Here is a 12,718-nt window from a genome sequence, read left to right on the forward strand (position 1 = left end):
CCGCGGGCGTGAGACGGGTTTGGACGACGCTGACCTCAGGGCGCACCATGGGGGCGTGCTGAAGGCCCTGCTCCTGGAGAACGTCCATCCCGTCGCCGCCGAGATCCTGCGTTCCGCGGGGTACGAGGTCGAGACGCGCTCCGGCGCGCTCGACGAGGCCGAGCTCATCGAGGCGCTCGAGGGCGTGCACATGCTCGGCATCCGCTCGAAGACGACCGTGACGCGCAAGGTGCTCGAGTCCTCGCCCGGGCTCGAGGCCGTGGGCACGTTCTCGATCGGCACCAACCAGATCGACCTGGTCGCGGCCGCGTCGCACGGCGTCGCCGTCTTCAACGCGCCGTACTCCAACACACGTTCGGTCGTCGAGCTCGCGCTCGCCGAGATCATCTCGCTGACCCGTCGGCTCTCGGTGCGCGACAAGGCGCTGCACGACGGCGTGTGGGACAAGACCGCCGACGGCGCGCACGAGGTGCGCGGGCGCACGCTCGGCATCATCGGCTACGGCAACATCGGCTCGCAGCTGTCGGTGCTGGCCGAGAACCTGGGCATGCGCGTGGTCTTCTTCGACGTCCAGGAGAAGCTCGCGCTCGGCAACGCCCGGCGTATGCGCTCCATCGAGGAGTTGCTCGAGATCTCGGACGCCGTGACCATCCACGTCGACGGGCGGCCGGGCAACGCGGGCTTCTTCGGCGGCGACCTGTTCGAGCGCATGAAGCCGGGGGCGATCTTCCTCAACCTCTCGCGCGGCTTCGTGGTCGACGTCGACGCTCTGCGAACGGCGATCGAGTCCGGCCACCTCAGCGGCGCCGCGGTCGACGTGTTCCCCACCGAGCCGAAGAAGCGCGGCGACCAGTTCGACTCTCCGCTGCGCGGACTGGCGAACGTCATCCTCACCCCGCACGTGGGCGGATCGACCGAGGAGGCACAGGAGGCGATCGGCGAGTTCGTGGCCGCCAAGTTGCGCGACTACCTCGCCACCGGCTCGACGATGCTCTCCGTCAACCTGCCCAACCTCCAGCTCGCCCCGACGGGCGTGGGCCGCATCATGGTGCTGCACCGCAACGTCCCCGGCGTGCTCGCGGCGGTCAACCAGGTGTTCGCCGAGCACGGCGCCAACATCGAGGGCCAGATGCTCGCCACGCGTGGCGAGATCGGCTACGTGGTCACCGACATCTCCGACGTCGCCCAGCGCGGCGCCTCGGCCAAGCTGCAGGAGATGGGGACCACGGTGCGCCTGCGCATCCGCGACTCGTTCGAGCGCCCCGAGTTCCCGCCGGGGCCTTCCGCCGGCCTGTGAGCGCCGTGCGAGCCCGCGATCGCTTGACCCCGCCTCTCGGAGGCCTCGCGCGCTACGCGTCCGCCGCAGGCTCGTCCTGCGCGGCCGACGCCCGCTCGGCGTGCTCGGCGCGCAGCGACGTGATCGCGCTCTCGAAGTCCTCGAGCGAGTCGAAAGCCTGGTAGACGCTCGCGAACCGCAGGTAGGCGACCTCGTCGAGGTCGCGCAGCGGGCCGAGGATCGCCAGTCCGATCTCGTACGCGTCGATCTCGGCGCTGCCCTGCTGGCGCAGCGTCTCCTCAACCTTCTGGGCGAGAAGCGCCAGGTCGTCCTCACTCACCGGGCGGCCCTGGCACGCCTTGCGCACCCCGAGGACGATCTTGTCCCGACTGAACGGCTCCGTGGCCCCCGAGCGCTTGACGACCGAAAGGCTCGCTGTCTCCAGCGTCGTGAACCGGCGCCCGCAGTTCGGGCACTGGCGCCGGCGGCGGATCGAGGATCCGTCGTCGGCGGTGCGCGAGTCCACCACGCGCGAGTCGGGGTGACGGCAGAACGGGCAGTGCATGCCGGTGAGACTACCGGCCACGGGCCAGGCCAGGGGCTCCGGCGTCCGCCGCCACGCGGTCAGTCCCGGGGAAGCAGCACGCTCTGGCCGACCGTGAGCGCCACCGACTCCAACTCGTTGAGGTCGCGCAGGTCGGCGACGACGTCGCGCACGTCCTGCCCCGGCTCGGCGACGTGCCGCGCGAGCTGCCACAGGGTCTCGCCCGGCGCCACGGTGTGGACCGTGACCTCGACGGGGCGTCCGGGGTCGCTCGCCATCGCGCGGCCGCCGACGCCGGCCAGCGGAAGCGAGACCATGAGCGCCAGGGCGAACACCACCACGCGCCCCCGGCGCGTCAGACGCAACCCGCCCAGTCCGAGGGCGCCGTGCGCCTCGCTCGGGGCGGCCTGCGCCGAGGCGACTCGCGCTGGGACCACGGCCGTGCGGCGCGCCGGGACGTCGAGGGTGGGGCAAGCGATCGTGGCGGCCATGAGGTCCTCCGTGAGTAGAACAGCAGTTCGTTCGAACACCCGTTCGTTCGAACACCTGTAGCATGCCACGCGCCACCGACATTGTCGAGACACGCGTCGAACACGTGTTTGATCCCGCGCCGCTGGTGGCCTAGGGTGGTGCTACGACCAGCGGGAACGGACGGTCGCCACGGGCAGGCCGGCGCCACGCGCACGACGACGGACGGAGAGGTCATGACGGGTCGCACGACGAGCACGGGCGCCGACGCCCCCGGGCTCGCGACGGTGAGCGCCCTCCCGGAGGCCGGGCCGCAGCCCGGCCTGACGCCGCGTCAGCGACGCGTGCTCGACACCATCCGGGAGTCGGTCGAGACGCGCGGATACCCGCCCACCATGCGCGAGATCGGTGAGGCCGTGGGGTTGGCGAGCCCGTCGTCGGTCAAGCACCAGCTCACGACGCTCGAGCGCAAGGGCTATCTGCGGCGCGACCCGAACCGTCCCCGCGCGATGGAGGTCGTCGACCCCACCGGCGCCGGTGCCGCGACGCACGAGGGCTCGCACGAGGCCGCGAGCGGCGCGGGCAAGCGCGCCGGCGCGGCCACGCCCGCCGCTCTCGACCTCGATGACGAGCGGCTCGCGGCGCCGTCGTACGTGCCGGTCGTGGGCCGCATCGCGGCGGGCGGACCGATCCTCGCTGAGCAGCTCGTCGAGGATGTGTTCCCGCTCCCCCGCCAGCTCGTCGGCGACGGCGAGCTGTTCCTGCTCAAGGTGCAGGGCGACTCGATGGTTGACGCCGCGATCTGCGACGGCGACTGGGTGGTGGTGCGCCGCCAGCCGGTGGCCGAGAACGGCGAGGTCGTCGCCGCGATGATTGACGGCGAGGCCACGGTCAAGACGCTCAAGCATGACCACGGGCATGTGTGGCTCCTGCCGCAGAACCCGGCCTACGCGCCGATTCCTGGCGATGAGGCCCAGATCCTCGGTCGCGTCGTGGCGGTGCTGCGCGCCCTGTGAGGCGCCCTGTGAGGCGCCCTGGACCAAGCCCGGCCCGCCACTGACCGGACCTCCATGAGGCTGTCGGCAGCATCCTTCTCGGATGTCCCTATGCCCCCGTTGTTGGCCTGACGTCGCCACGCATCTGCGCAGAATCCCGGACTCAGGACACCAGTGCAGCCTGCGCGGGTGTGGCCGATCGTGCCCCGGCGACGGGAGATCAACCGGGCGCAGGGCATCAACGTCGCCAGCCTGGCCGGCCAGATAATTCACTCGCCGCGTCTGCGGGAGTACCGATTTGATCCTGTCATGCGTATGACCTCAGAGACCGTCGTTGACGGCATCCGCGAACAGCTCTTCACTATCGGGGACATCCCCGGGGTGCTCTGGACGCCCGCCGAGGGCTCCGGTCCCCGTCCGCTGGTCCTGATCGGGCACGGCGGCGGCCAACACAAGAAGGGATGGGAGGTCGTCTCCCGAGCCTTCCCCTACGTCACCTCCTGCGGCTTCGCGGTCGCGGCGATCGACGCGCCCGGTACCGGCGACCGGCCGGAGCACCCGGAGATCCGGCGGCTGGTCGAAATCATCGACGAACGAAAGGCGGCAGGCGAGCCCGCCGGCCCAGAATGGCCCGCCCTCTTCGAAGTCGTAGCGTCGCAGCTCATACCCGACTGGCAGACCACCCTCGATGCACTCCAGAAACTGGACTGCGTCGGCGACAGCCAGCGCGTCGGGTATTACGGCCTGTCCGCTGCCGGTGAGACGGGCATCCGCCTCGTCGCGGCCGAACCTCGGATCAAGGCTGCGGTCCTCGGCCTCATCGCATGCGACTGGCTCACCGACACCGCGGCACGGATCACCGTCCCGGTCGAGTACGTGCAGCAGTGGGACGATGAGGGGAACCCGCGGGACTCCGTCATGAAGCTGTTCGACGCACTCGGCTCCGCCGAGAAGACCCTTCACGCCAATCCCGGCGGCCACTTTGCAATCCCGTCCTTCGAAATCGACAGCTCGCTCCGGTTCTTCGCCCGGCACCTGGGCAGCCCTGGCACCGCGAGCAGCTCCTGACACCACCGGCGCGACGCCGACGTGCGGTCTGCCGCCAGTGGCTTCGTTGACTTCACGAAAGCCAACCGTCAGAAGGCTTCAGAAGCGAGCCACTAGATGAACGCCGTGTCGCGCCCGTCTCGCAGGCGGGATCGTGCTGTGGCGACGGCGAGTACGCCGAGCAGGAGCCACGGGAGGATCGCGAGGGGCTCGCGGGCGAGGGCGGCGTTGCCGGTCCGCATCGCTTGAACCGTCCAGGTCATCGGGAGCCACTCGCAGATCGGGCGCAGCCAGCGGGGATAGTCCTCCAGAGGAGCCACGACGCCGGCCGTGAGCGCCAGGATGCCGCCGAGAACGTTCGCCACGAGATAGGGGTCGGTGACCAGCAACGAGATGACGCAGACCGCGAGTCCGACCAGCGCCCCGCTCACGAGCGCGACCGGCAGGGCCGTCAGGGCACGGGTCGCGGCCCCGCCGTCGTGCGCGCCGTCGAGGAGGTCGATGGCGCCGATCGCCAGGAGCGCGACGATCGCGGCGGATGCGAGCGGGGCGACCGTCCGGGCGCACCAGGACGCCGGGGTGCCGAATCGCGGAACGAGGGAGGCGGGAACGATCCCCGTGATCCGTTCATAGGCGAGGGTGGCGTTGACCGAGGCCATGACCGAGACGAACGCGCTGACGAGGACGCCGGCGTATGCGGTCATCGCCACCTCGGCGCCGCCGACCGAGGCCGCGACAGCAACGATCATGAGGGTCGAGATGATCGGCGTCAGGACGAGCGAGATGAGCGCGGTGCGCCAGCTCGCGAACCGGGGCGAGGACGCCACGGCGATCGTGAGCGCGACGCGCAGGGTCTGCAGTCTCATGGTGTCATCACGTGATGTCGAGGGTTGCGTGGTCGACGGCGCGGCGCAGTGCCGCCTTCGCCACGAAGGCTGACGCGACGAGCCACAGGACGCTGACGACGACGGCGAGGAAGGTGTCAAGCCAGAACACGGCTGGACCACCGCCGTCGGACAAGGCCTGGACCGCGGACCGCAAAGGCAGGATCCGCAGTACCGGCTCGACGGGCGCCAGCGCGCCGGGGAGCCCGAACATGCCGGAGAGCAGCACGATCGGCGCAGCGACCGTGGACTCGTAGACGAGCGCGTTCGGTGAGTGGGCGAAGGCCGCCGCGACCAGCAGAGCGGTCGACAACGAAGCGAACCAGAAGACGACCAGACCGACGATCATGGTCCCGGTGATCGCCAGCGGGATCCCGAGGATCGCCCCGCCGGCGGCGGCGAGCGGGAATGCCAGGAGCCCAAAGGTCGCGGCCGAACCGACGACCGGGACCAGCGCCGGGCGGGCGCCGATCCGTGCCGCGACCTGGTGCACCAAGGTCCCCTGGAACCGCTGGAACCCGATCAGGCCGGTCGAGACGGCGCACGTCGTCCATGTTCCGGTCATCCCGGCCCGCAGCCAGGCCTGCGACGTCACGACGGACCCGGCCCCGAACGAAGCGACGTACTGCAGTAGGAGAATCGACACGGTGCTCGTGACGAGCAACTGGGTGAAGTAGGAGTTCCGAGCGAACAGGCGGACCTGAAAGGCGAGCATCCGCACGCTGCGTGCGATCACGACGTCACACCCGGTTGCTCTGCGACCAGTGCGAGGTAGTTCTCCTCGAGGGTCGGCGGGCGCTCGGTGTAGTCGAGCGCCCGCGCCCTCGCCTCCTCGAGCGTCGCCAGGGACTCGGGGCTTGGGGCCACGGTGCGCCACTGCAGCCTGACATGGTCTTTGCCGTGGAAGGTCTGAACATCGACGACGGCGTCGACGCCGGCCCGCTGTGCGGCCGTCGCCGCCAGCGGATCGCCGGGCGGCAGGGCGAACGTCGTCACGTGGCTGAGCCCTCCGGCCCGGGCAAGGTCGGCGACGTGACCTTCCGCGCGGACCCGCCCAGCGCGCAGCACGATCAGCCGGTCGGAAAGTTCCTCGGCCTCGGTCAGGTAGTGGGTCGTCAGCAGGATCCCGACGCCGCGGCGCGACAGGCTGCGCACGAGTCGGCGGACCATCTGCGCGTGCTCCGGGTCGAGTCCGTTGGTCGGCTCGTCGAGCAGGAGGAGACGAGGTCGGGCCAGCAGACCGCGGGCGATGTGGAGTCGCTGCACCATGCCGCGCGAGAGCTCGTTGACCTTTGATCCGGCCCGGTCCGTCAGCCCGACGTCGGCGAGCACCTCCCGGGCACGGTCGTGCCGCTCGCGCGCCGGCACGCCCGCAAGGTCGGCGAAGTAGAGCAAGTTCGCCGTCGCCGTGGCCCTCTTGTAGAAGCCGCCGTCACCGCCGAGGACCAGTCCGATGTCGGCCATGGCGCGCGCCGACCGACGGTACGGGTCCCTCCCGCTCACCCGCACCGAACCGGCCGTGGGCATGAGCAGGCCGGAGCACATCTTCACCGTCGTCGTCTTGCCTGCCCCGTTCGGGCCGAGCAAGGTGACGATCTCTCCCGCCTCGATCGTGAGGTCGACACCCGAGACCGCGAGGGCGTCGCTCCTGCGGTAGCGGCGGACCAGCCCCGATGCGACGAGCGGAGGCTCAGCACCGATCTGGTTGCGCGCGGCAACTGGCGTAGTCATCGGCCGGACTCTAGGCCGAGTCCTCCACCTGGCGCAAAACGCGCCTCCAACCTCGTGGCGGGTTCGTGGTCCAACCGTGCCGCTGGGTCGTTGAGCGCACGAACGAGACGCTCTAGAGCCTGTCGAACAACTATCCGTGTCGGTCGGGGCGGCGCAGCAGCAGGCGGATCTGGGACAGGATCGCGAGCGCTTCGTGAGCGGTGAGGGTGGCTTCGTACTGCCGCACGAGACGTCGATGTCGGTTGATCCACCCGTTGGTTCGCTCGACGACCCACCGGCGTGGTTGGACGACGAACCCGCCGACGGGCTTGGGACCGGAGACGATCTCCAGTTCGATCCCGGCCGCTGCCGCGGCGGTGGCTGGGGCTTGGCCGGTGTAGCCCTTGTCGGCCCAGACGTGCGTCACGGACGGGCACGGGTTCTTCGTCAGCAGGTCGGCGAACGCGGCCCGGTCCTGGACGTTCGCCGCGGTCACGTGGGCGGCCAGGAGCCGTCCGGCGGTGTCGACGAGGATGTGGCGTTTGATCCCGTCGACCTTCTTCGCGCCGTCGAACCCGCGCTCCCCGGGCGCCGGGGTGGACTTGACGGACGAGGAGTCGACGACGGCTGCGGTCGGTTCCTGGTCGCGGCCGTCGTGGACGCGGTCTTCGGCGCGCAGGATCGTCAGCATCTGCCCCCACAGTTGCTTCTTCGTCCACCTGCTGAAGTGCTTGTGCGTCGCGGACCAGGTCACGGCGAAGTCGTGCGGGAGCGAGCGCCACGGGATACCGGTCGCGACGATGAGGAGCAGCGCGTTGACGTACTCGCGCCACCGGTGCTCGCAGCATGGCCGCCCGCCACGGGTGGGGGTGGGGACCACGAGCGCGGCGATGCGCGCCCAGGCCGTGTCGGTCAGGTCGGAGGGGTACGGGCGGCGCGGGATGAGTTCACACGGGACAGATCCTCTTGACCAGCACCGACATGCCGGACCGTGTCGGCGCCCGTCGGTAGCGTGCGCGTCGTGGCCCGGCATACGACGTTCCAGTGGGTGGCTGACCCCACCGCGGAGCAGGCGCGTGCGCTGGCCCGACACGAGGGCGCAGCACGGTTCGCGTTCAACCAGGGACTTCGCCTGCACCTGAACGCCCGCCATGCGGCCAAGGACGCCGTCGGCGACGACGTCGTGCGGGTGCCGTGGACGGGGTTCGACCTGATCAACGCGTTCAACGCGTGGAAGAAGACCGAGGACGCCGGCCGCCGCTTCGTCGTTGACGGCTCCGGCAACGTTGAGCTGGAAGTCACTGGCCTGGCCTGGCGGGCCGAGGTCAGCGCCCAGGTGTTCGAGGAGGCTGTCGTCGACCTTGGCAAGGCGCTGGGGGCGTGGACGGCCTCTCGGCGGGGCAAGCGCGCCGGACGGCCGGTCGGGCACCCTCGGCTCAAGAAGAAGAACCCGGAGCGCGGCTCGTTCCGCATGCGGAACAAGACCTCCCAGACGAAGACCGGTCAGCGGTCAACGATCCGGGTTGGTGAGAACGGTCCTCGTTCGGTGACCCTGCCGGGCATCGGCGCCATCAAGGTCCACGACGACACCCGCCGGTTGCGTCGCATGCTCGACACGGGCCGGGCACGGATCCTGTTCGCGACCGTCTCCCGGCGTGGCGGGCGGTGGCGCATCAGCTTGAACATCGAAGCCGCCGACCTCCACCCCGCCGCCCAGCATCCCGCCCGTGACGACGCGGACCACAGCGGGTGGGTCGGCGTGGACCGCGGGCTGCGCGCACCCGTCGCCGCCGCCACCGCCGACGGCACCGAGGTGCTCCGCATCGACGAGGCGCCCAAGGCGCTCCGGACCGCGCGACCGGTCACACGCCGGTTGCAGAAGTCGGTCTCCCGGAAGGTCAAGGGCTCCGCGGGCCGGCGGGCCGCCGTCAAACGCCTCTCACGTCACCACGAGCGGGTCCGTGCCCGCCGTCACCACTTCCTGCACGAAGTCTCGAACCTGCTGGTCAAGACCCACGACCGGCTCGTTATCGAGAACCTCAACATCACCGGCATGCTCGCTAACCACCGGCTCGCCGCAGCCATCTCTGACGCGGCCTGGGGTGAGCTCGCCCACCAGATCACCTACAAGCAGACCTGGCGCGGCGGGCAACTCCTCACAGCGGACCGGTGGTTCCCGTCGTCGAAGACCTGCTCAGGGTGCGGTGACGTCAAGGCGACGCTCACCCTCGCGGACCGCGTCTTCACCTGCGGCACATGCGGGCTGACCATCGACCGCGACCGCAACGCCGCGATCAACCTCGCCGCCTGGGGCGAACAGCGACACTCCCAGGTCCTGGACCCCGAAGCACGAGGCCAGGCCAACAACGCCCACCGACCGGACGGCTCTGGCCGACGCCCTCGCGTCGACGAAACCAGCCGGGATGACGTGGGAACCCTCACCGCCACCGCGGCATAGGGACGTCCGAGAAGGACGCTGCCGAGCACCCCACCAAGGTTGTTCGACAGGCTTTAGAGGCCGAAACGCTTCTGGACTGCCCGCATGCTCGCGGCCGAGGCGGTCAACCCGGCGATCTCGGCGTCGGACAACGGCACGCGCAGCACCTCCGGGACCCCGCGGCGGTCGACGACCGAGGGGACCGAGAGGCACACGTCGTCGATGCCGTAGTAGTCGTCCAGGCGCGAGGACACCGTGAGCACGCGGTGCTCGTTCTTGAGGACCGCCTCGATGATGCGTGTCGAGGCCAGGCCCACGGCGTAGTTGGTGGCGCCCTTGCCCGCGATGATGCGGTAGGCGGAGTCGACGACCTCGTGCGCGATGGCGGCGCGCTCGGCCTCCCCGAGCTCGCCGTACTCGGGCAGCGCCTGCCACTCCAACAACGGGACACCGCCGATCGTCGCCGAGCTCCACAGCACGATCTCCGAGTCGCCGTGCTCCCCGGCGATGTACGCGTGGACGTTGCCCACAGCGACGCCGCAGTGCAGCGCCAGCGCCGCGCGCAGCCGAGACGAGTCGAGCACCGTGCCCGACCCGAACACGCGCTCGCGCGGCAGCCCCGAGATCTTCTGCGCGGCGTAGGTGACGATGTCGACGGGGTTGGTGACCATGATGTAGATCGCGTCGGGCGCGACCTCCAGCAGCCCCGGCAGGATCTTGCGGGTCAGGCCGATGGTGGCCTCCGCCAGGTCGAGGCGCGTCTGGCCGGGCTGCTGCTTGGCGCCGGCCGTGATGACCACGACGTCGGCGCCGCGGCACACCTCGACGTCGTCGGACCCCACGATCTCCGCGGGCGGGATGAACATCATGCCGTGCTGAAGGTCGAGCACCTCAGCCTCGACCTTCTGGGTGTTGACGTCGAGCAGCGCGACGGTGCGCGCTGTCCCCCGGGTGAGCGCGGCGTAGGCGAGCGTCGACCCCACAGCACCCGCGCCCACAATGGCGAGCTTGTTGGTGGTGCTGCGCAGGGCGGGGATGGTCACGAGATCCTCCGTGTGGTGACTGGGACGGGTCGCCCGCTCGTGGGCGGTGACGTCGCCAAGGTTAGGTGTCGAGGCGACGCAGCGCAGCGCGCACGACGCCGGGGTCCGCCGTCGGCCAGAAGTCGGGCATCGACCTGGTCAGGAAGGCGCCGTACCTCGCGGTCGCGAGCCGCGGGTCGAGGACGGCGACGACGCCGCGGTCCTGTGCGGTGCGGATCAGCCTGCCCGCGCCCTGGGCGAGCAGCAGCGCGGCGTGCGTCGCGGAGACCTGCATGAACCCGTTGCCGCCGGCCCGCTCGACCGCGCGCGTCCTGGCCGAGCGCACCGGGTCGTCCGGCCTCGGGAAGGGGATCCGGTCGATGAGCACGAGGCGGCAGGAGGGCCCGGGCACGTCGACGCCCTGCCACAGCGAGAGTGTGCCGAACAGACACGTCGCCGGGTCGTGCGCGAACTGGCGTACGAGCGTCGGCAGCTGGTCGTCACCCTGGGCGAGCACCGGGACGTCGAGTCGCTCACGCATCGCCTCGGCCGCGGCGCCCGCGGCGCGCCGCGAGGAGAACAGTCCAAGCGTGCGCCCGCCCGCAGCCTCGATCAGCCCGGCGATCTCGTCGAGTTGCGCGTCGGTGGTGGGCTCGCGCCCCGGGGCGGGCAGATGCCGCGCGACGTAGAGGATTCCTTGGCGGGGGTAGTCGAACGGGCTGCCCACGTCGACCCCGGTCCAGTCGCCGCCATCGTCGCCGTCTCGGCCCAGGCCCAGCGACCCGGCCACGGCGTCGAAGCGCCCGCCGAGCGTCAGCGTCGCGGACGTGAACACTCCGGTCGCCTCGGCCAGCAGGCCCGCGCGGATCAAGCCCGCCACGTGCAGCGGGGCCGCGTGCAGGCGCGAGACGCCGTCGCCCCACCCGCTGCCTGGCCCGTCACCCGGCCGCGCGCACCACAGCACGTCGGACGAGGTGTCCTCGGCCGCCATGCGCTCCGCGACCTCAAACAGCTGCAGCACGGCGGACTGCGCCATCTTCGCGCCCGCGTCGAGCGGCGCTCCGCCGTCCTTGGGCGTGGCGTCGGGCTTGACGCGCGTCAACAGCTCGCGCGCGGCGTCACGCACGGCGCCCACCGCCGTGCGCAACTCCTCGGGCAGCCCCAGCGGGAAGGCGCTGGCCGCGGCCTGTGCGATGAGGGACCCGAACGCCTGCGCCGCGGCGTCGAGCTGCGTCGTCTCGGCCCCGGCGTGCCGGCGCGCGAGCCGCGCGGCGTGCTCGACGCTCGTCAGCGAGAGGTCCACCGTCGCGGCCGAGGTGACGCGGTCGGCGAGCTCGTGCGCCTCATCGACCACCACGACGCCGTGCTCAGGCAGCACGTGCGGGCTGCCCGAGACGGCGATGCCCAGCATGGCGTGGTTGGTGACGACGACGTCAGCCTCGCGCGCCGCCGCGCGCGCTCGCTCGGGGAAGCACTCAGCCAACAGCGGGCACCGCTGCCCAAGGCATTCGAGCGAGGTGACCGACACCTGGCGCCACGCGCGGTCGGGCACGCCCGGAACGAGGTCGTCGCGATCGCCCGTCTCGGTCTCCTGCGCCCACGTGTGCAGCAGCCGCACCTGGTCGGCGAGCGAGGCGGCGCCGTCCTCGCGGCGCCCTCGCCGCCCCTCGGCGGGGTGGTCCGCGGCGCTCTCGCCCGGCGCGAGGCCGGACAGGTCGAACAGCGTCGCGTCGTCGGCCGGGAAACCACCACCGACCTTGTGCAGGCACAGGTAGTTGTGCCACCCCTTGAGCAGTGCGACCTTGGGCGGGCGCGGGAGCAAGGGCGCGACCGCGTCGGCGACAAGCGGCAGGTCCCGCGTGACGACCTGCCGCTGCAGCGCGAGCGTCGCCGTCGAGACGATGACCCGCTCGTCGGCGAGAACGGCGTGGCGCACCGCGGGCACGAGATAGCCGAGCGACTTGCCGGTGCCGGTCCCCGCCTGAACGAGCAGGTGCCGCCCGCTGTCGATCGCCGAGTCAACCTCGACCGCCATGCGGTGCTGCCCGTCGCGCCGCCCGCCGCCCAGGCGCGCGACGGCCAGGTCGAGCAGCGCCTCGACCGAGGCGACCTCGGCGTCGGCGTGCTCGGCGGCGTCGGGGGCGGTGGTCACCGAACGATCCTAGGGGCGGCAGCCGTCGGCGACGAGCACAACCGCCCGCTCCATGCCGCCGAATTCATGCCGCCGAATTCCACCCTGGTGAAAGCGGCCCCTGACGCTGCCCGAGCGCATGTCGGCGTTCTACGCTCGCCAGCGAACGGCCGCTCCCGGGCAGGTCGATGCAAGGGCTCCAGG

The 12,718-nt window shown here is 71.2% G+C and carries 11 protein-coding genes and 1 pseudogene; 4 read left to right on the forward strand and 8 right to left on the reverse strand.

The genetic code is table 11. The annotated features are described in order from the left end of the window. Positions 1-55 precede the first annotated feature (55 nt). Positions 56-1,297 carry a phosphoglycerate dehydrogenase gene (serA, locus tag EV386_RS07970; RefSeq protein ID WP_130413900.1) on the forward strand — a complete coding sequence of 414 codons (1,242 nt, stop codon included), beginning with the start codon at positions 56-58 and terminating at the stop codon, positions 1,295-1,297. 52 nt (positions 1,298-1,349) lie between these two features. Here serA and nrdR read toward each other — a convergent pair whose 3' ends face one another. Both nrdR and EV386_RS07980 read right to left on the reverse strand, forming a co-directional pair. Then, positions 1,350-1,841, reverse strand: coding sequence for a transcriptional regulator NrdR (gene nrdR, locus EV386_RS07975; RefSeq protein ID WP_130413902.1), 492 nt, complete (start codon positions 1,839-1,841; stop codon positions 1,350-1,352). 59 nt (positions 1,842-1,900) lie between these two features. Continuing rightward, positions 1,901-2,311, reverse strand: a complete 411-nt coding sequence (locus tag EV386_RS07980) for a LysM peptidoglycan-binding domain-containing protein (RefSeq protein WP_130413904.1) — start codon at positions 2,309-2,311, stop codon at positions 1,901-1,903. 213 nt (positions 2,312-2,524) lie between these two features. Here EV386_RS07980 and lexA point away from each other — a divergent pair, with 213 nt between their 5' ends. Both lexA and EV386_RS07990 read left to right on the forward strand, forming a co-directional pair. Continuing rightward, on the forward strand, positions 2,525-3,304 hold the full coding sequence (gene lexA / locus EV386_RS07985) for a transcriptional repressor LexA (protein WP_130413906.1): 780 nt from the start codon (positions 2,525-2,527) through the stop codon (positions 3,302-3,304). 168 nt (positions 3,305-3,472) lie between these two features. Next, the gene (locus EV386_RS07990; protein ID WP_207216493.1) at positions 3,473-4,351 is read left to right on the forward strand and encodes a dienelactone hydrolase family protein; all 879 of its coding nucleotides are present in this window, start codon (positions 3,473-3,475) and stop codon (positions 4,349-4,351) included. A gap of 224 nt (positions 4,352-4,575) precedes the next feature. Here EV386_RS07990 and EV386_RS07995 read toward each other — a convergent pair. The 4 genes and pseudogenes from EV386_RS07995 to EV386_RS08010 form a co-directional block, all read right to left on the reverse strand. Then, positions 4,576-5,196: pseudogene (locus EV386_RS07995) on the reverse strand (ABC transporter permease); the annotation flags it as partial. A gap of 7 nt (positions 5,197-5,203) precedes the next feature. Then, complete coding sequence (locus EV386_RS08000; protein ID WP_130413910.1) at positions 5,204-5,950, reverse strand: ABC transporter permease; 747 nt, start codon at positions 5,948-5,950, stop codon at positions 5,204-5,206. Further along, positions 5,947-6,945 (reverse strand): ABC transporter ATP-binding protein, encoded by a 999-nt coding sequence (locus EV386_RS08005; RefSeq protein WP_130413912.1) that lies wholly within the window; start codon positions 6,943-6,945, stop codon positions 5,947-5,949. The genes EV386_RS08000 and EV386_RS08005 overlap by 4 nt, the downstream gene beginning before the upstream one ends. A 130-nt stretch (positions 6,946-7,075) precedes the next feature. Further along, on the reverse strand, positions 7,076-7,957 hold the full coding sequence (locus tag EV386_RS08010; RefSeq protein ID WP_165399874.1) for an IS5 family transposase: 882 nt from the start codon (positions 7,955-7,957) through the stop codon (positions 7,076-7,078). Between EV386_RS08010 and EV386_RS08015 the strand changes: the two genes are divergently transcribed. Continuing rightward, a complete protein-coding gene (locus EV386_RS08015) occupies positions 7,946-9,382 on the forward strand; it encodes an RNA-guided endonuclease TnpB family protein (protein WP_165399875.1) in 1,437 nt (478 codons plus the stop codon). The genes EV386_RS08010 and EV386_RS08015 overlap by 12 nt on opposite strands. 53 nt (positions 9,383-9,435) lie before the next feature. Here EV386_RS08015 and EV386_RS08020 read toward each other — a convergent pair whose 3' ends face one another. Both EV386_RS08020 and EV386_RS08025 read right to left on the reverse strand, forming a co-directional pair. Next, positions 9,436-10,404, reverse strand: a complete 969-nt coding sequence (locus tag EV386_RS08020; RefSeq protein ID WP_130413918.1) for an L-lactate dehydrogenase — start codon at positions 10,402-10,404, stop codon at positions 9,436-9,438. A 61-nt stretch (positions 10,405-10,465) separates the two neighbouring features. Then, the gene (locus EV386_RS08025) at positions 10,466-12,535 is read right to left on the reverse strand and encodes an ATP-dependent DNA helicase (protein ID WP_130413920.1); all 2,070 of its coding nucleotides are present in this window, start codon (positions 12,533-12,535) and stop codon (positions 10,466-10,468) included. Between the last annotated feature and the right edge of the window lie 183 nt (positions 12,536-12,718).

Source organism: Xylanimonas ulmi, assembly GCF_004216535.1.
Classification (GTDB): Bacteria; Actinomycetota; Actinomycetes; order Actinomycetales; family Cellulomonadaceae; genus Xylanimonas; species Xylanimonas ulmi.

What these genes read in the sequence shown, in the direction of transcription:
- lexA (WP_130413906.1), top strand. Translation starts at nt 2,525, where the DNA reads ATGACGGGTCGCACGACGAGCACGGGCGCCGACGCCCCCGGGCTCGCG.
- nrdR (WP_130413902.1), bottom strand. Translation starts at nt 1,841, where the DNA reads ATGCACTGCCCGTTCTGCCGTCACCCCGACTCGCGCGTGGTGGACTCG.
- EV386_RS08010 (WP_165399874.1), bottom strand. Translation starts at nt 7,957, where the DNA reads ATGCCGGGCCACGACGCGCACGCTACCGACGGGCGCCGACACGGTCCG.
- EV386_RS07980 (WP_130413904.1), bottom strand. Translation starts at nt 2,311, where the DNA reads ATGGCCGCCACGATCGCTTGCCCCACCCTCGACGTCCCGGCGCGCCGC.
- EV386_RS08005 (WP_130413912.1), bottom strand. Translation starts at nt 6,945, where the DNA reads ATGACTACGCCAGTTGCCGCGCGCAACCAGATCGGTGCTGAGCCTCCG.